This is a genomic window from Azospirillum brasilense, from assembly GCF_008365405.1.
Taxonomy (GTDB): Bacteria; Pseudomonadota; Alphaproteobacteria; order Azospirillales; family Azospirillaceae; genus Azospirillum; species Azospirillum brasilense_D.
The window spans coordinates 815771-832467 of record NZ_QOKV01000001.1; the positions used below are offsets into that span (position 1 = coordinate 815771).

Genomic DNA, 16697 nt, shown 5'->3' on the forward strand with positions numbered 1-16697 from the left:
CGCGGAGCCCCCTCGGCGGGCTTGAATGGGTGCCACAGGCCCCGTATCCCCGCTGCCGAGACTCCATTCCCGTGCGTCCCGTCGTTCTCTTCCCCCTGTTCCGCCCGGTGACGGCGCTCCCCGGCCTCGGTCCCCGGCTGGGCAAGCTCGTCGAAAAGCTGGCCGGTCCGCAGGTCGTGGACCTGCTGTGGCATCTGCCTTGCGGCGTCATCGACCGCCGCTACGCCCCGAAGATCGCCGAGGCGCCGAACGGGCGGATCGCCACCATGACGGTGCGCATCGATTCGCACGCCGCCCCGCACAATTCCCGCCATCCCTACAAGGTCCGCTGCACCGACGAGACGGGCGTGCTGGAGCTGATCTACTTCCATGTGAAGGGCGATTGGCTTGAGCGGCAAATGCCGGTCGGCAAGACGGTGGTGGTGTCCGGCAAGGTGGAGTGGTTCCACGACACGCCGCAGATCACCCACCCCGACGCCGTGGTCCCGCTGGAGTCGAAGGACGAGATCGAGGCGGTGGAGCCGGTCTATCCGATGACCGCCGGTCTACCGGCCAAGACGCTGCGCAAGGCCGTGCGGGCCATGCTGAACGACGTGCCGGAACTGCCGGAATGGCAGGACGCCGCGTGGCGTTCCCGCAACGGTTGGCCGACTTGGCACGAGTCGATCCGCCGCGCCCACACGCCGGAGGACGAGGCCGACCTCGCCCCGACCAACCCGATCCGCCGAAGGCTGGCCTATGACGAGCTGCTGTCGAACCAGCTCGCCCTGACCTTGGTCCGCATCCAGCAGCGCCGCCTGTCGGGCCGTGTGATCCAGGGGGACGGGCGGCTGCGCGCCAAGGTGGCCGCGGCGCTGCCCTTCTCGCTGACCAACTCCCAGGCCGCATCGCTGGCGGAGATCTACGAGGACATGGCGGCGGAGCGGCGGATGCTGCGCCTGCTCCAGGGCGACGTCGGCAGCGGCAAGACGGTGGTCGCGCTGATGGCGATGCTGAACGCGGTGGAGGCCGGCCATCAGGCCGCCCTGATGGCGCCGACCGAGATCCTGGCCCGCCAGCACGCCGAGAGCCTCGCCCCGCTGTGCAAGGCGGCGGGGGTGGACCTCGCCCTGCTGACCGGGCGCGACAAGGGTAAGGCGCGGCAGGCGGTGCTGGACCGGCTGGCCTCGGGCGAGCTGCCGCTGCTGGTCGGCACCCACGCGCTGTTCCAGGAGGACGTCGCCTTCAAGGACCTCGCGCTGGCGGTGATCGACGAGCAGCACCGCTTCGGCGTCCACCAGCGGCTCCAGCTCTCCGCCAAGGGGCGGGCGGTGGACGTTCTGGTGATGACGGCGACGCCGATCCCGCGCACGCTGACGCTGACCGCCTATGGCGACATGGACGTGTCGCGCCTGACCGAGAAGCCGGCGGGGCGCAAGCCGATCCAGACCGTGACCATCGCGCTCGACCGGCTGGAGGAGGTGGTGCACGGCATCCACCGCAAGGTTCAGGAGGGCGCGCGGGTTTATTGGGTCTGCCCGCTGGTGGACGAATCGGAACAGACCGACCTCGCCGCCGCGACGGAGCGCCACGCCTTCCTGCGCGCCACCTTCGGCGACCGGGTGGGGCTGGTGCACGGCAAGATGCGCGGTCCGGACAAGGACGCGGTGATGGCCGCCTTCCAGGCCGGGAACCTCGACGTGCTGGTCGCCACCACGGTCATCGAGGTCGGCGTGAACGTGCCCGAGGCCACCGTCATGGTGATCGAGCACGCCGAGCGCTTCGGCCTCGCCCAGCTTCACCAGCTCCGCGGCCGGGTGGGGCGTGGCGAGAAGCCGTCGTCCTGCCTGCTGATGTTCGACCCGCAACTGACGGAGACGGCGCGCGCCCGCCTGAAGACGATGCGCGACACCGAGGACGGCTTCGTCATCGCCGAGGAGGATTTGCGTCTTCGCGGCGCAGGGGAGGTGCTGGGCACCCGCCAGTCCGGCCTGCCGGAGTTCCGCATGGCCGATCTGGCGGTGCACGGCGACCTGCTGGCCGCGGCCCGCGACGACGCGAAGCTGATCGTGGACCGCGATCCGGATCTGGCCGGCGAGCGCGGTCAGGCGCTGCGCACTTTGCTGTACCTGTTCGAGCGGGACGCCGCGGTGAAGACGTTGCGGTCCGGGTGAGAAAAGGGCGTCGGAACGCTCTCACGCCCGCTTCCGCTCGTCCAGCAGCGCGGCCTTCACCTCGCGGGGCTTGCGGTCGGGCGGAGTGACGATGCCGCCGGACATCACCAGCTTCAGCCCGTCCTCCACCGTCATGTCCAGAACGGTGACCTCCCGCCGCGGCAGGATCGCCAGATAGCCGGCGGTCGGCGGGGCGCAGGGGATGAAGACGTGCACCATCTCCTCTTCAGAGATCTTCTGCACCTCCGGATGGGCGGCGCCGGTGATGAAGCCCAGCGACCATATGCCGTTGCGCGGGAACTCCACCAGGACGACCTCGCGGAAGGCCTTGGATTTCTTGGCGAGCACCGTTTCCATGATCTGCTTAACCGCCCCGTAGACGGAGCGGACAACCGGCATGCGCTCCACCACGCCTTCGCCGATGCGCACGACCAGCCGCCCGACATAGCCGGCGGCGAAGGCCCCGATCAGGGTCAGCACGATGATCAGCGTCAGCACCCCGATGCCGGGGATCGAGAAGGGCAGGTAGTTTTCCGGGTTGTAGGCGGAGGGGATCAGCGGGCGCACATGGCCGTCGATGAAGGCCAGCAGCCACCAGCCGAGATAGACCGTGACCGCGATCGGCGCCGTAACCAGAACGCCCGCCAGGAAATAGGCGCGCAGCCGCCCCATCAGGCCGATGCCGGCGGGCCGGTGGGACGTGCTCTCGTCCGCCGCGCTCTGGCTGCTCTGCTCGTTCCGATCCACCGCCCCACCCCCGAAAATCCGACGCCCGATATAGTGATACAGGACATGGCTTCCGCTCAATCCACAACGACGTATCGGCAGGCGGGAAAGAGTCGCGGGGGAGCAAGCGAAGGAACTCCCTCCGGGGGGCTGGTCCGCCACCCCCGCGCGCATCACATCGCTGAGGATGACCCATACCCCCCGCATCCTCTCGCTCGCCACCGCCCTGCCGCCCCACCGCCTCAGCCAGGACGAGGCGCTCGGCGTCGCGCGGGCGGTTTTCGGGCCGCGGATGCGCGACTTCGAACGGCTGGTTCCGGTCTTCGCCAACACCGGCATCGAAACGCGCCACGCCGTCATGCCCATCGACTGGTACATGGAGCCGCGCGGCTGGCCGGAGCGCACCGCCGCCTTCCGCGACGGCGCCCTGTCCCTGCTGGAAGAGGCGGCGGGGCAGGCGCTGGCCAGCGCCGGCCTGGGGCCGCGGGATGTGGACGCCATCGTCTGCGCCTCGACCACCGGCATCGCCACGCCCAGCCTGGAGGCGCTTCTGCTGGAGCGCATGGGCTTCCAGCCCGACACGGTGCGGCTGCCGCTGTTCGGGCTGGGCTGCGCCGGCGGCGTGCTGGGATTGACCCGTGCCGGGCAGATCGCCCAGGCGATGGCGGGGCGGACGGTGCTGTTCCTGGTGGTGGAACTCTGCACGCTGGCCTTCCGCTCGGCCGAGGCGACCCCGACGAATGTCGTCGCCAGCGCCCTGTTCGCGGACGGCGCGGCGGCGGCGGTGCTGCGCGCCGATGGGGAGGGCGAGGGACCGCGCCTCGTGGACGGTGCGGAGCACACTTGGCCGGGAACGCAGGACGTGATGGGCTGGCGGGTCGAGGACGACGGACTCGGCGTGATCTTCAGCCAGAGCATCCCGGCGCTGATCCGCAACCGGCTGGAACCGGTCATCGACGGCTTCCTGGAGCGGCGGCGGCTGGCCCGCAGCGACCTCGCCGGGCTGATCGTCCACCCCGGTGGCGCCAAGGTGCTGCACGCGCTGGAGGAGGTCTGCGCCCCGGTCTCCGCCGGGCTGGACGACGCCTGGGCGGTGCTGCGCCGCTGCGGCAACATGTCGGCGGCCAGCGTGCTGTTCGTGCTGGAGCGGCGCATCGCGTCGGGCGCCCGCGGCCCCCACCTGATGAGCGCGCTCGGCCCCGGCTTCACCGCCGCGCTGGCCCAGATCGACCTTTAGGAGCGCTTGGAATGGAGACGCTGCCGCTGGGCTGGCCCCACGTCATCCTGCTGCTGGTCGCGGCCCAGCGTCTGGGCGAACTCGTCGTCGCCCAACGCAACACCCGCCGCCTGCTGGCCGAGGGCGCGCAGGAGGTCGGGGCCGCCCATTATCCGCTGTTCGTCGGTCTGCACGCCGGCTGGCTGGCCCTGCTGTTCGCCGTCGTGCCGGCGGACGCGCCGATCAACGGCTGGCTGCTCGCCCTGTTCGTTCTGTTGCAGGCCGGGCGGGTCTGGGTGATCGCCACGCTGGGGCGGTTCTGGACCACCCGCATCGTCACCTTGCCCGGCGCGCCGCTGGTGCGGCACGGGCCGTTCCGCTGGGTCCGCCACCCCAACTACTTGGTCGTGGCGGGGGAACTGGCCGTGCTGCCCCTGGTCTTCGGGGCGTGGTGGATCGCGGTGTTGGCCACGCTGCTGAACGTGCCGCTGACCCTGCACCGCATCCGTGTCGAGGACGGCGCGCTGTCCGGACGGCGCACGCTCAGGTCAGCAGGAAGCACAGCATCGTGACGCAGCCGGCGATGGCCGCACCGTCGAGATGGTTCGGGAAGGCGTGCCAGAAAGACTCGCGGGACTCCGGCTCCGAGCGGTCCATCTCGTCCAGCCACAGGCCGGCGGGCAGACCGCCGTTGGCGCGCTCCGCCAGGGCGCCGGACAGGTGTGCCATCGACACCGCCAGATAGCAGAACTTCACGAAGTTCAGGACGAAATACATCGGCCCGCCGGCTTCGGCGATGGGATCGGTCACGCCGCCCATCGCCGCCACGGCGGTCGCCATGGCGATGGCCGCGGCGAAGGGGATGGCGACGACCGACAGCAGGCGCTGCGAATCCACGCGGCCGGCGTTGGGGATCAGGCTGCGGGGAACGGGGCCGGAGGGCAATTGGAACGACATGACTCTCTCAATTCCGGTGGGCGCGTCCCGTCCGTTCTGCCGCTTTCAGGGTTAACGGGACGTTAGCGACACCCGTTGGAGGGAGGCGGTTCCACCTTTGCGCAGGTCCGGCTATGCTCCACGCTGCGCTTGAGGGCGGTTGTTAGAAAAGGATGCGACCCCGTGCCTGCCGACGCTGGATCTTCCCGGCTGGATGGAATTGCGTTGCTGAGCCCGCTGTCTGCGGAGGAGCGCGCCGCCGTGGCGCGTCAGTGCCGCTGGCGGCGCTTTCATGCGAACGAGCAGATCATCGACCACCAGGGGGACTCACGGGACGTCGTGCTGGTGGTTGATGGATGCGTGCGGGTGCTGAGCCATTCCCCGGCGGGCCGCGAGATCAGTTTCGACGACATCGAGGCCGGCGGCTTCCTGGGCGAGATGGCCGCCATCGACGGGCTTCCCCGGTCAGCCTCGGCGGTGGCGCTGGAGGAGGGAACGCTGATCGCCTTCCTGGCACCCCGGCCTTTTCAGGATCTGGTGACCGGCCACCCGGATCTTGCCATGGCGGTGATGAGGCGGCTGTGCCGGGTCGTCCGCATCGCCACCGACCGGGTGATGGAACTGTCCACGCTGGGCGCCAACAACCGTGTCCACGCCGAACTGTTGCGGCTGGCCAAGCGCGGGCGCGTGGTGGGGCGGACGGCGGTGATCGCGCCGATCCCCGTCCATGCCGACATCGCCAGCCGGGTCAGCACCGCCAGAGAGACGGTCGCCCGCGTGCTGAACGATCTCGCTCGCGACGGTCTGGTGGAGCGGCAGTCCGACGCGCTGGTCGTCCGCGATCTGCACAAACTGGAAGCGCTGGTGGAGGATGTTCGAGCCGGCGCCTGACAGAGCGGCGTCCAACTCCAGCGTATCAGCCCGTCCGCTCCAGAACGGTCAGGATCAGAGTGCGAAGCGATTCGGGGTCGTAGGGCTTGGGAAGGAAATGCCAGCCGGCGGCGCGGATTTCCGTCTGGGTCGCCGCGGACTCGTCGCCGGTGGTGATGATGACGGGGAGGGCGGGACCGATTTCCGCCAGCACTGCCCGAACCGACTCAGGTGCCTTGCCGTGACGTCCCAGATGATAGTCGGCGACCAGGACGTCGGGAAGCGTCCCGCCCCTCAGCGCGTCCAGAAGAGCGGCGGGTGTCGGGGCGCTGACCAGCAGCATTCCCCAATCCTCGAACAGGGTTTCCATGCACAGGCACAGCACCATGTCGTCCTCGAGAAGGGCGACCGTCAGTGTGCCGGAGCTTGCGGATCGGCCGGCGAGAGGAGCGTCGGTCATGCATTATCCAATGAACAGCGGCGGATCAATGAACAGCAGGACGGCGATGCTGGCTGCCCGATACCCCTTGGTCCGGCCTGGTTGGAAAAGCCGTCTCGGGGTGGCTGCTGTCCGCTTGGTGGTCTGCCTGCTCGGTTATCCAAACAGGCAATTTAGATTCTATATCGATCCGCTCGCTGTCGCATTGTCATAGGTTAATCGGAGGGGGATATCGATGGGAACTGACAATCCGATCAATCGCCCGCACGTTTGCGCTCGGACTTGGCGTCCAGCGCGTGCTCCAATTGCTTGGGCGCCTGGATCAGGTGCAGATACAGCTCGTCGAACTGTCCGACGGAGGCGAGCTGCTTCACGTCGTGGACGGTGATCTGCTGGCCCGCCAGATCGATCAGCCCGATGTCGCGCAACCGGCGGAGCGTCCGGTTGATGTGCACGATGCTGAGCCCCAGCGCGTCGGCCAGGATTTCCTGGGTGACCGGCAGGGTGAAGCGTCCCTCTTCGACCAGACCGACGATGCTCAGCCGTCGCAGCAATTCCACGATCAGGTGGGCGGTCCGCTCCAGCGCGGTGCGACGCCCGACGCTGAGCAGCCGTTCGGCGATGATCGCCTCTTCCTTGGCACCCGACCAGGCGAGGGCGGCGGCCAGACGCGGGAAGAGCTTGAACAGTTCGATGATTCGTTCCGGCTGAAAGTTGGCGACTTCAGCGGGGGTCAGTGTGGTGACTCCGTGGTCCGCCGTCTCGAACAGGTTGCAGTAAAAGCCGATGATATCGCCAGGCAGGACAAAGTTGACGACTTGCCGACGGCCGTCGGGAAGCGCCTTGTGACGGATCGCCCAGCCTTTGCGCATAACGCGCACGCAACCGTAGCGTTCGCCCTGCTGAAGAAGATCGAATCGCGAGCCGTGCCGGGTAACATTGCGCTCCAAATCGCTAAGGAAAGTCTTTTCCTCGTCTCTGAGGCTCATGTAACTGGTGATCTTGCGCCCCAGTGGAGATGAAGGCATGTTGGCCTGGGCGCGGGTCATTTCTGTTCCAGCCTTTGATCGTCCAATAGTTATGGCCCCGAAGCGAGTGCCACGGCCAGCCCAATTCCGGGCGGCCTCGAACGATTAAGCCAAACGATAAAACCATCTATAACATAGGTTAATGGGGATAAGATTTTCTCGACCGGTCAGGTGAGGGATCATATACAAAACTGTTGGTGCATTGGCCGTATGGGGATTTGAGCGGTCATCGGCGGGGAACTGACGAGTGCGGGGGGCGGCATGGCGGCGGAGCGGGATGCGGCGGGTTTGGCTGCCCTCTCGATTTGTGAATCCCTTATGCTCGCATTGGTGGAACGGGGCGTCCTGCGACTCGAGGAGGCGCATGCCGCGCTCGAGGATGCCGCCGCCGCCCACCAGAATCGCGACGCGAAGGGTGAGGACCCGAACCTGCATCGCTTGGCGCTGCAGATCGTCGAGCGCTTGATGATCCAGGTGAACGCTGCCCATCCCGCGTCGGTCCATGTCGGGGTCGGGCAGATGGCGGACGGCGGTTCCCAGGACTGAAGAGCCCGGGACTGAAGGGGCGGACAAAACGCTGATCGGGCGAAACGAAGAGAGCCCCGCCATCCTCTGGCGGGGCTCTGCGCTGTAACCAATCGGCGAACGGGAGGGGTCAGTCCGCTCCGGCCTTGGCGGCTTCCGTGGGCTCCGGCCGTTGCTTGCCCAGCCCGATGTTCGGGAAGGCGTTGATCAGAGCCGTGATGAAGGCCGACAGATAGGGCAGCGACTGCACGACCAGCAGGCCCGACCACATGAAGGCGTCGCGGTTCTCGTGGCCGAACACCACCACGATGGCCAGGGCGGCGCCCCACAGGCCGAGCAGCAGCGCGATCTCCTCCCGCGCCATCAGGAAGGCTTGCATCAGCGCCGGCTGGTTCTCGCACTTCGGCGTGCGGACGAAGGGCCGTCCGGAGGTGAACATGCCCAGCCACATGGCGCGGCCCACCGTGTGGGTCAGCGCCATGCCGGCGATGGCCGCCCCCACCTTGTCCCAGAAGCCGCACTTCACGCGCGCTTCGTACAGCCAGAGCGAGGCGCCGACCTTGAAGGCGAAGACGCTGAGCGTCGGGATCATGAAGACGCTGGGCGGGAACTCGAAATACTTCGGGAAGGCGAGCAGGCCGAGCGACCAGATGATGCCGGCGATGCCGAAGATCATGTGGGCGGCGTCGGCGAACCAGGGCAGCCAACCGGTGATGAAGTGATACTTCTGCCCGGCGGTCAGGCGCGGGCCGCCCGGCAGCAGGTCGCGCCAGTGGTGCTTGAGGATCTGCACGGCGCCGTAGGCCCAGCGGAAGCGCTGCGTCTTGTAGGCGGAGAAGCTGTCGGGAACGAGACCCTTGCCGTAGCTCTCCGGCATGTAGACCGCCTCGTACTTGTGCTCGAACAGGCGCAGGCCGAGGTCGGCGTCCTCGGTGATGCACCACTCGCCCCAGCGGCCGACCTCCTCCAGCGCGGACTTGCGGATGATGGTCATGGTGCCGTGCTGGATGATCGCGTTGCGCTCGTTGCGCTGGATCATGCCGATGTGGAAGAAGCCGGCGTATTCCCAGTTGATCATCCGCTGAAACAGGTCGTGGCTCCAGTCCCGGTAGTCCTGCGGGGACTGCACGAAGCCGACCTCCGGCCGGTTGAAGTGCGGGATCGTCGCCTTCAGCCAGTCGGGGTGGACCTGGTAATCGCTGTCGATGACGGCGATGTGCTGGGCGTCCGGCGCCGTCTGGGCGAGGCCGAAATTCAGCGCGCCGGCCTTGAAGCCCGGCCAGTTGTCCAGGTGGAAGAAGCGGAACTTCGGCCCCAGCTTGCGGCAATACTCCTCGACCGGGCGCCACACCGCCGGGTCCTTGGTGTTGTTGTCGAGCAGCAGGACCTCGTAGTTCGGGTAGTCCAGCCGGGCCAGCGCGTCCAGCGTCTCCATGACCATGTGCGGCGGCTCGTTGTAGCAGGGCACATGGATGGACACCTTCGGCGCGTTGGGCAGGGGCGCCGCCGAGCAGGGCTGGAACTTGCGCTTGAAGCGGTCCTGCCAGACGACCTCGGTCAGCTCCAGCCCGTCGATCAGCATGACGGCGAGCAGGACGAGCTGGCAGAAGACCAGGATGCCCCAGGCGATCTCGGTGGTGGTGGCGAGGCCGGCGACGCTGGCCGCGGTGAAGGTGAAGACCAGCACCGACGACACGCCCTGGATCATCGCGCCGTAGAAGATCTGCCCGCCGAACTTCAGGTCGCCGCCGCGGCGCCACAGGAAGAAGACGAGCGGCAGGAAGCCCACCGCGATGGAGACGCCGCACATCAGCGGCCAGTTCCGCAGCTCCGTCACCTCGCCGATCATCGGGAACTTCGGCTTGCGCCACGCGTCCCACAGGCCCCAGCTGGTGCCGGCGGTGCCTTCGATCTCCCGCTTCCAGGGCTGGTCGAAGGCCTCCATGATGAAGTAGTCGAGCTTGTTCTGCGCCGCGACGTTCAGGAAGGTGCGGATGAACTTGGCCTGATTGACCTGGCTCGCCTCGGCGCCACGGCGCCACGGGCCGTCCGCCGGCCAGCCGATTTCCGAGATCAGGATGTGCTTGTTCGGGAACTTGGTCTTCAGCTCGTTGTAGCGGAACATGGCGTAATCGACCGACTGGTCGGCGGGAACGCCTTCCCAGTAGGGCAGCAGGTGGACGGCCAGGAAATCCACGGCGTCGGCCAGCTCCGGATGCTCCAGCCAGACGTGCCACGGCTCCGCGGTGGAGACGGGGACGTTGACCTTCTTCTTCACGCGCTTGATGTATTCGATGGCCTGCGGGACGGTGACGTCGGCGCGCAGGATCGCCTCGTTGCCGACCAGGACGCGGCGGACGTTGTTGTTGTCGCGCGCCAGCTTGATCAGGCCGTTGATCTCCGGCTCGTCGATCTCCGGCTTGCCGGCGATCCAGGCGCCCGCGGTGATCGGAATCCCGTACTTGCGGGCGATGGGCGCCGCCTGCTCCGACCCGTCGGTGGTGGAGTAGATGCGCACGCCCTTGACCGACCCCTCCAGGGCCTTCATGTCCTTCTCGATGTCTTCCGCCGAGGCCTTGTCGCCCTTGGAGGGGCTCTTGTCCGGGTGGAAGGGCGTGTAGCCGACGCCGCTGATGGCGCCGCCCCAGGACCGTTCGGCGACCGGGCGGTTCCACAGCGCCCAGACTCCGATGTTGCCCAGGATCACGAGAAGAAGAGCCGCGATCGCCGACTTGCGCATGACCGTCTTTCTTTGTCCCAAACGTCTGCCGGCCGTCCTGACTTTGTCCGCCCCGGCCGGGCATCTTTCAATTCAGCGAAGGGGTTCGACCGGATCGGCACGCAGGGGGACTCGCCGCCCCGACACCGCCTTCGGACCGAACACCCGTACCCATCACCCTGGTTGCAGGACTCGTCTCAATCCGCCGCGCGATCCGCATAAGCCGGAAGACCGAACGTCACCGACCGGAACATCACCGGACCGAATAAAGATCGTGCGGCAGTTTATACATTTTTCCTAGTCCCGCAACCAGTGTCCAGCAACCCGTCCTGCTCCGGCGCGCAGGTGATCAGCCCTGCGGCGGCAATCCCCACTGGACGAACGCATCGGATGGGCGTTTTCTTCCGCGAACGCCGCAAGGAAAACCTTGTGAGCCCAAGGGAAGACACGGGACCCCATGACGATGTTCCATCTGCACGATCGTTTGCAGGCCGATACCGCCCCGGTCGCCGAATTACCGCTGTGCCGCGTCCTGCTGATGGACAACCGGGTATGGCCGTGGCTGATCCTGGTTCCCGCCCGGAATGGCCTGACGGAGATCCATCAGCTGCCCCGTGAGGACCAGCACCGGCTGGTGGACGAGATCGCCTGGGCCTCGCGCACGTTGGAAACTCTGTTCAGCCCTGACAAGATCAACGTCGGTGCCCTGGGCAATCTGGTCCCGCAACTTCATATCCACGTCATCGCCCGCTCCAAGGCGGACCCGGCATGGCCGGGGCCGGTGTGGGGCTCGGGCTTCGCGGAGCGCTACAGCCCGGAGGAGCGAAACAACCTGATCCGAAAGATCGGGGAGGAGATGCGCCAAAGGTGAGGCTTCGCGACGCCCAACGCGACCAACCCCTCTCCCTTTGCGACCAAGCGAAGGCGTGACGTTTCTTTTGCGGCCCTGTTTACGGTCGCTGAAACATTCACCGATCGAAGGAGAAGGCACCATGAACACCGACCGCATCACCGGTGCCGGCAAGGAGCTGAAGGGCGAAGTCAAGAAGCAGACCGGCGACCTGACCGGCAATCGGGATTTGAAGGATGAGGGTCGCGCCGACAAGGCCGAGGGCAAGCTGGACAAGGTCGTCGGCAAGGTGAAGGACATCCTCAAAGGCGACAAGTGATGGGCGCGGATGAGCGGGGGCATCGCAAGGACGATGCCCCGTCCGACGCCGCGCAGCGGATCGAGGACAAGCTCATCGAGGAAACCGGGAAAGCCTCCGGCGACCCCGACAAGCCCGTTCAGGACAAGTTCGACGAATTGGGCGAGAAGCCCGACATCAAGAAGAAGAGCTTGCGGGACTAGGAATCGCCCCCTTCCGTTTGGAAGGGGGTTTTTCTTTATGACTCGACCGTAATTTGCGCCTCGACCCGCACCGGGAAATTCACCGAGTTGGCGATGAAGCATTTCTCGTGGGCTTCGTGGTGCAGGGCCATGGCCTTGGCGCGATCGCTGCCGGGGGCGAGGGTGGCCCGGGGGCGCAGGACGACGTCGGTGAAGCGGCCCCCGCCGCTGGAGTCCTCGGCCATCGTTCCGGCGGCCTCGTCCGTGTAGGCGGTCACGGTGACGCCGTTCACGGCGCACAGATGCAGGTACCACAGCATATGGCAGGCCGAGAGCGAGGCCACGAGCATGTCTTCGGGGTTGTAGCGGGCGGGATCGCCGCGGAAGGCCGGGTCGGACGATCCGGGAATCGGCGGCTTGCCGGGAGCGGCGATCTCAAGGTCGCGGCTGTAGGCCTTGTAGCCCGCGGTGCCGCTGCCCTGGTTGCCCATCCAGGTGACCGTCGTGCCGTAATGATGTTCGCGCCCTGACATGGTCCCTCCGAGTGCTTTTCCGGAAGGGTAGCCGCGAACATCGGTCCTGAAAAGAAAACGGGAGGGCCGAAGCCCTCCCGCAATCCCATGAACCCTATGTCCCGAAGGTTCAGCTGGCTTCCGCCGCGCGGGCGTGGCGCTTGCGCTCGTTCGGGTCGAGGTAGCGCTTGCGCAGGCGGATGGACTTCGGCGTCACCTCCACCAGCTCATCGTCGCCGATGTAGGACAGGGCGCGCTCCAGCGTCATCTGGATCGGCGGCGTCAGGCGAACCGCCTCGTCCTTGCTGGTGGTGCGGATGTTGGTGAGCTGCTTGCCCTTGATGACGTTGACCTCGAGGTCGTTGCCGCGGGTGTGCTCGCCGATGATCATGCCCTGATAGACCGGAACGCCCGGATCGATCAGCATCGGGCCGCGATCCTCCAGGTTCCACAGCGCGTAGGCCACCGCGGTGCCGTCGGCGTTGGAGATCAGCACGCCGGTGCGCCGACCGGCGATCGTGCCCTTGTAGGGCGCGTAGCCGTGGAACAGCCGGTTCATGATGCCGGTGCCGCGGGTGTCGGTCAGGAACTCGCCCTGGTAGCCGATCAGGCCGCGCGACGGGGCGTGGAAGACGATGCGGGTCTTGTTGCCGCCCGACGGACGCATCTCGATGAGGTCCGCCTTGCGCTCCGCCATCTTCTGCACGACGGTGCCGGAGAACTCCTCGTCCACGTCGACGACGACTTCCTCGATCGGCTCCAGGCGCTGCCCGTTCAGCGGGTCGGTCTTGAACAGCACGCGCGGACGGCTGATGGCCAGCTCGTAGCCCTCGCGGCGCATCGTCTCGATCAGGATGCCGAGCTGCAGTTCGCCGCGGCCGGCCACCTCGAAGGCGTCGCCGCCCTCGGTGTCGGAGATGCGCAGCGCCACGTTGCCTTCCGCCTCGCGGAACAGGCGGTCGCGGATCATGCGGCTGGTGACCTTGTCGCCCTCGCGGCCGGCCAGCGGGCTGTCGTTGACCGAGAAGGTCATCGCCAGGGTCGGCGGGTCGATCGGCTGGGCGTTCAGCGGCTCGGCCACTTCCGGCGCGCAGATGGTGTCGGCCACGGTGGTGGTGGTCAGGCCGGCCAGGGCGACGATGTCGCCGGCGTGCGCCTCGTCCACCGGAACGCGCTCAAGGCCGCGGAAGGCCAGCACCTTGCTGATGCGGGCGTTCTCGATCAGCTTGCCGTCGCGGCTCAGCGACTTGATGGCCATGTTGACCTTGACGCTGCCGGTCTGGATGCGGCCGGTCAGGATGCGGCCCAGATAGGGGTTCGCCTCCAGCGTGGTCGCCAGCATGGCGAAGGGCAGATCCTCCTCCACCTTCGGCGCCGGGACGTGGTCGCGGATCAGCTCGAACAGCGGGGTCAGCGTCTCGCGGGCGCCGTTCTCCAGGTCCGTGGTCGCCCAGCCGTTGCGGCCCGAGGCGAACAGGGTCGGGAAGTCGAGCTGCTCGTTCGAGGCGTCGAGCGAGGCGAAGAGGTCGAACACCTCGTCATGCACCTCGTGCGGACGGCCGTCGGGACGGTCCACCTTGTTGATGACGACGATGGGGCGCAGGCCGAGCTTCAGCGCCTTGCCCAGCACGAACTTGGTCTGCGGCAGCGGGCCTTCGGCCGCGTCGCAGAGCAGGACCACGCCGTCCACCATGGAGAGGATGCGCTCGACCTCGCCGCCGAAGTCGGCGTGGCCGGGGGTGTCCACGATGTTGATGCGCAGGTCGTTCCACAGGACCGACGTGCACTTGGCCAGGATGGTGATGCCGCGCTCGCGCTCCAGGTCGTTGGAGTCCATGGCGCGTTCGGCGACCTGCTGGTTCTCGCGGAACGAACCGGCCTGCTTGAGGAGCTGATCGACCAGGGTCGTCTTGCCGTGGTCGACGTGCGCGATGATGGCGACGTTACGAAGATTCATGTGTCGGGGACTCTTAAATCCGCTCTGGGGCTTCCGTTGCGCAATGCCGCCCCGACACCGCGGCACGTCGGCCGCGCACAACAAAAAAACCCTCCGAGATCGATCGGGGGGCTCTGCCGGGGAAACTGTTGCGACGCAATATAATGATCCGGCTTCATAACGCAAGCGGCGTGGTGGAGGAAACTCGCCCAAAGCGCCTATGCGGAATTTCCTTGCGTCACGGCGACCGAATCATTGGCGTCTGAAACAAGGAATCCCACATGGTCGGTTGATGACCCGCCGCGTTTCCGCTTCCCGCCTCGCCATCATTCTCCTGTCCAGCGCGCTCGTTGCCGTGCCGGGCGACCCGTTGCGCGCGCAGGACCCGGCGCCGGACCCCATACAGGAGGGCGCTCCGCCGTCTGCGGCGCCGGACGATTCCGGGCAGGATGACCCCACCCCCGATGCTCCCGGCCCGCAGATCCCCTATGAGGTGGAGTTCACCGGGCTGGACGACGACGATCTGCGCACCCTGCTGCGCGACAGCTCCTCGCTGGTCAGCCTGAAGGACGACCCGCCGCCGTCGGTGCTGGGGCTGGAGCGGCGGGCCGGCAACGACCGGGAGCGCCTGCAGACGGCGCTGCGCTCCGCCGGCTTCTACGACGCCGTGCTGGACATCCGGGTGGACGCGGCCCGGACCCCGGCCAAGGTGACCGTGGCGGTGACGCCCGGTCCCGCCTACCGCTTCAAGACCATCACCATCGCCTCCACCGACGGCGCGCCGCTGCCGGGCGGCGACGTGACTCCCGCCGACATCGGCCTGCCGGTGGGGGAGCGGGCGCGCGCGCCGCAGGTGGTGGACGCCCAGTCCGCGCTGCTGCGCCGGATGACCGACCGCGGCCACCCCTTCGCCACCGTCGCCGAGCGGCGGGTGGTGGTGGACCACGACGACCACAGCATGGACGTCACCTATTCGGTCGATCCCGGACCGCTGGTGATGTTCGGCGACACGAAGATCGACGGGCTGGCCAGCGTCAACGAGGGGCTGATCCGCGGGCGCCTGCCCTGGAAGCAGGGCGACATCTACAGCCCGGCCAAAGTCGACCGGGCGCGCCAGCAGATCGCCCAGCTCGACGTGTTCGACACGGTGCGGGTGCGGCTGGCCGAGGAGCCGGGGCCGGGCGGCGTCACGCCGGTGGACGTGACCCTGGCCGAGAAGCTGCACCGCTTCATCGGGGCCAGCGCCTTTTACTCGTCGGAGGATGGCGTGGGCGGCTCGGCCTATTGGGGCCACCGCAACCTGTTCGGCGGGGCGGAGCGGCTGCGGCTGGGCGTCGAGGTCGGGCGAATCGGCGGCGACAACGGCGCGGCGCAGGGGCCGCGCGGCAGTCTGGACCTGCCGGACATCCGCCTGTCCGCCAACTTCCGCAAGCCCGATTTCCTGGCGCCGCGCCAGTCGCTGATCCTGGATTTCCAGGTCGCCTCGGAGCAGCCGCCGGCCTACGACCGCGTCGCCACCATCGGCTCGGCCTCGCTGGAGCGGCAGGTGACCGACCAGCTCAAGGTCTCCTACGGCGTGTCGGGCGAGCGCGGGCGGGTCCGCAACAATCTGCGGGAGTACCAGACCGGCTTCATCGGCGTGCCGCTGGGCATCGCCTGGGACGGCTCGGACAATCTGCTGAACCCGTCCAGAGGCTACCGCGCCTCGCTGCTCGCCACCCCCTGGTTCCCCTACGCCGGGGATACGGATTCGATCTTCACCAGCTTCCAGATCAACGCGTCGGCTTACCGCGATCTGTCCGACGACGGGCGCTACGTCGCGGCGGCGCGAATCGGCGTTGGCAGCACGGTGGGAGCCTCGCTGGACGAGGTTCCGCCGGACCACCGCTTCTATGCGGGCGGCGGCGGGTCGGTGCGCGGCTACGGCTTCCAGAAGGCCGGACCGCGCGACATCTACGGTGACCCGACCGGTGGGCGGTCGCTGTTCGAAGCCGGTTTGGAGTTGCGCGTCAAGGTGACCGAGACCGTCGGCATCGTGCCGTTCGTCGACGCCGGCACCGTCTTCGACAGCGCCTTCCCGGACTTCAAGGAGCCGTTGAAGGTCGGCGCGGGCATCGGCGCCCGTTACTACACCGATTTCGGACCCTTGCGGGCGGACGTCGCCTTCCCACTGAACGCCGACTCCGGCGATGCGAAGTGGCAGCTCTATCTCAGTCTGGGTCAGGCCTTCTGATTCGTCCTTTCAACCGGTGATGCCGGGTCGGGTCGCATTTTTGCCACTTGGATCGGGATCGCCCATGCTCTTTC

At 67.5% G+C, this 16697-nt stretch carries 16 protein-coding genes; 9 read left to right on the forward strand and 7 right to left on the reverse strand.

Annotated features, from left to right (window positions below; all coding sequences use genetic code 11):
- Positions 1–71 precede the first annotated feature (71 nt).
- Complete coding sequence (recG, locus tag DS837_RS03895; RefSeq protein WP_149163496.1) at positions 72–2153, forward strand: ATP-dependent DNA helicase RecG; 2082 nt, start codon at positions 72–74, stop codon at positions 2151–2153.
- Between the two features lie 21 nt (positions 2154–2174).
- Here the strand turns inward: recG and DS837_RS03900 are convergent, their stop codons facing one another.
- Positions 2175–2900 carry a DUF502 domain-containing protein gene (locus DS837_RS03900; protein WP_149163497.1) on the reverse strand — a complete coding sequence of 242 codons (726 nt, stop codon included), beginning with the start codon at positions 2898–2900 and terminating at the stop codon, positions 2175–2177.
- Between the two features lie 166 nt (positions 2901–3066).
- Between DS837_RS03900 and DS837_RS03905 the strand changes: the two genes are divergently transcribed.
- Complete coding sequence (locus DS837_RS03905) at positions 3067–4116, forward strand: type III polyketide synthase (protein ID WP_149163498.1); 1050 nt, start codon at positions 3067–3069, stop codon at positions 4114–4116.
- Positions 4117–4127: 11 nt separating this feature from the next.
- A complete protein-coding gene (locus DS837_RS03910) occupies positions 4128–4667 on the forward strand; it encodes an isoprenylcysteine carboxyl methyltransferase family protein (protein ID WP_149163499.1) in 540 nt (179 codons plus the stop codon).
- Here DS837_RS03910 and DS837_RS03915 read toward each other — a convergent pair.
- Positions 4639–5052 (reverse strand): hypothetical protein, encoded by a 414-nt coding sequence (locus DS837_RS03915; RefSeq protein ID WP_149163500.1) that lies wholly within the window; start codon positions 5050–5052, stop codon positions 4639–4641. The two genes, DS837_RS03910 and DS837_RS03915, sit on opposite strands and share 29 nt — an antisense overlap.
- Positions 5053–5214: 162 nt before the next feature.
- On the opposite strand from DS837_RS03915, the gene DS837_RS03920 reads away from it, so the two are divergent.
- Positions 5215–5922, forward strand: coding sequence for a Crp/Fnr family transcriptional regulator (locus DS837_RS03920; RefSeq protein ID WP_149163501.1), 708 nt, complete (start codon positions 5215–5217; stop codon positions 5920–5922).
- A gap of 25 nt (positions 5923–5947) precedes the next feature.
- Here DS837_RS03920 and DS837_RS03925 read toward each other — a convergent pair whose 3' ends face one another.
- Both DS837_RS03925 and DS837_RS03930 read right to left on the reverse strand, forming a co-directional pair.
- A complete protein-coding gene (locus DS837_RS03925; RefSeq protein ID WP_149163502.1) occupies positions 5948–6361 on the reverse strand; it encodes a response regulator in 414 nt (137 codons plus the stop codon).
- Positions 6362–6594: 233 nt separating this feature from the next.
- Positions 6595–7389: a Crp/Fnr family transcriptional regulator gene (locus tag DS837_RS03930; RefSeq protein ID WP_149163503.1), complete on the reverse strand. Its 795-nt coding sequence runs from the start codon at positions 7387–7389 to the stop codon at positions 6595–6597.
- A 240-nt stretch (positions 7390–7629) separates the two neighbouring features.
- Here DS837_RS03930 and DS837_RS03935 point away from each other — a divergent pair, with 240 nt between their 5' ends.
- Positions 7630–7914, forward strand: a complete 285-nt coding sequence (locus tag DS837_RS03935) for a hypothetical protein (protein ID WP_149163504.1) — start codon at positions 7630–7632, stop codon at positions 7912–7914.
- A gap of 109 nt (positions 7915–8023) precedes the next feature.
- Here the strand turns inward: DS837_RS03935 and DS837_RS03940 are convergent, their stop codons facing one another.
- A complete protein-coding gene (locus DS837_RS03940; protein WP_149163505.1) occupies positions 8024–10633 on the reverse strand; it encodes a glycosyltransferase in 2610 nt (869 codons plus the stop codon).
- A 436-nt stretch (positions 10634–11069) separates the two neighbouring features.
- Between DS837_RS03940 and DS837_RS03945 the strand changes: the two genes are divergently transcribed.
- The 3 genes from DS837_RS03945 to DS837_RS03955 all read left to right on the forward strand — a co-directional run bounded on the left by DS837_RS03945 (position 11070) and on the right by DS837_RS03955 (position 11963).
- Entirely contained in the window at positions 11070–11483 is a 414-nt protein-coding gene (locus DS837_RS03945) for an HIT domain-containing protein (protein WP_149163506.1), read from the forward strand.
- Positions 11484–11604: 121 nt separating this feature from the next.
- On the forward strand, positions 11605–11781 hold the full coding sequence (locus DS837_RS03950) for a CsbD family protein (protein ID WP_149163507.1): 177 nt from the start codon (positions 11605–11607) through the stop codon (positions 11779–11781).
- The gene (locus DS837_RS03955) at positions 11781–11963 is read left to right on the forward strand and encodes a hypothetical protein (RefSeq protein WP_149163508.1); all 183 of its coding nucleotides are present in this window, start codon (positions 11781–11783) and stop codon (positions 11961–11963) included. Before DS837_RS03950 ends, DS837_RS03955 begins: the two co-directional genes overlap by 1 nt.
- A gap of 35 nt (positions 11964–11998) precedes the next feature.
- Here the strand turns inward: DS837_RS03955 and DS837_RS03960 are convergent, their stop codons facing one another.
- Together DS837_RS03960 and typA are read right to left on the reverse strand one after the other, a co-directional pair.
- Positions 11999–12475 (reverse strand): OsmC family protein, encoded by a 477-nt coding sequence (locus DS837_RS03960; protein ID WP_149163509.1) that lies wholly within the window; start codon positions 12473–12475, stop codon positions 11999–12001.
- 109 nt (positions 12476–12584) lie between these two features.
- The gene (typA, locus tag DS837_RS03965) at positions 12585–14411 is read right to left on the reverse strand and encodes a translational GTPase TypA (protein ID WP_149163510.1); all 1827 of its coding nucleotides are present in this window, start codon (positions 14409–14411) and stop codon (positions 12585–12587) included.
- Between the two features lie 271 nt (positions 14412–14682).
- Here typA and DS837_RS03970 point away from each other — a divergent pair, with 271 nt between their 5' ends.
- Complete coding sequence (locus tag DS837_RS03970; protein ID WP_247889749.1) at positions 14683–16623, forward strand: autotransporter assembly complex protein TamA; 1941 nt, start codon at positions 14683–14685, stop codon at positions 16621–16623.
- Positions 16624–16697 lie beyond the last annotated feature (74 nt).

What these genes read in the sequence shown, in the direction of transcription:
- DS837_RS03905 (WP_149163498.1), top strand. Translation starts at nt 3,067, where the DNA reads ATGACCCATACCCCCCGCATCCTCTCGCTCGCCACCGCCCTGCCGCCC.
- DS837_RS03910 (WP_149163499.1), top strand. Translation starts at nt 4,128, where the DNA reads ATGGAGACGCTGCCGCTGGGCTGGCCCCACGTCATCCTGCTGCTGGTC.
- DS837_RS03915 (WP_149163500.1), bottom strand. Translation starts at nt 5,052, where the DNA reads ATGTCGTTCCAATTGCCCTCCGGCCCCGTTCCCCGCAGCCTGATCCCC.
- DS837_RS03925 (WP_149163502.1), bottom strand. Translation starts at nt 6,361, where the DNA reads ATGACCGACGCTCCTCTCGCCGGCCGATCCGCAAGCTCCGGCACACTG.
- DS837_RS03930 (WP_149163503.1), bottom strand. Translation starts at nt 7,389, where the DNA reads ATGACCCGCGCCCAGGCCAACATGCCTTCATCTCCACTGGGGCGCAAG.
- DS837_RS03935 (WP_149163504.1), top strand. Translation starts at nt 7,630, where the DNA reads ATGGCGGCGGAGCGGGATGCGGCGGGTTTGGCTGCCCTCTCGATTTGT.
- DS837_RS03940 (WP_149163505.1), bottom strand. Translation starts at nt 10,633, where the DNA reads ATGCGCAAGTCGGCGATCGCGGCTCTTCTTCTCGTGATCCTGGGCAAC.
- DS837_RS03945 (WP_149163506.1), top strand. Translation starts at nt 11,070, where the DNA reads ATGACGATGTTCCATCTGCACGATCGTTTGCAGGCCGATACCGCCCCG.
- DS837_RS03950 (WP_149163507.1), top strand. Translation starts at nt 11,605, where the DNA reads ATGAACACCGACCGCATCACCGGTGCCGGCAAGGAGCTGAAGGGCGAA.
- DS837_RS03955 (WP_149163508.1), top strand. Translation starts at nt 11,781, where the DNA reads ATGGGCGCGGATGAGCGGGGGCATCGCAAGGACGATGCCCCGTCCGAC.
- DS837_RS03960 (WP_149163509.1), bottom strand. Translation starts at nt 12,475, where the DNA reads ATGTCAGGGCGCGAACATCATTACGGCACGACGGTCACCTGGATGGGC.
- typA (WP_149163510.1), bottom strand. Translation starts at nt 14,411, where the DNA reads ATGAATCTTCGTAACGTCGCCATCATCGCGCACGTCGACCACGGCAAG.
- DS837_RS03970 (WP_247889749.1), top strand. Translation starts at nt 14,683, where the DNA reads ATGACCCGCCGCGTTTCCGCTTCCCGCCTCGCCATCATTCTCCTGTCC.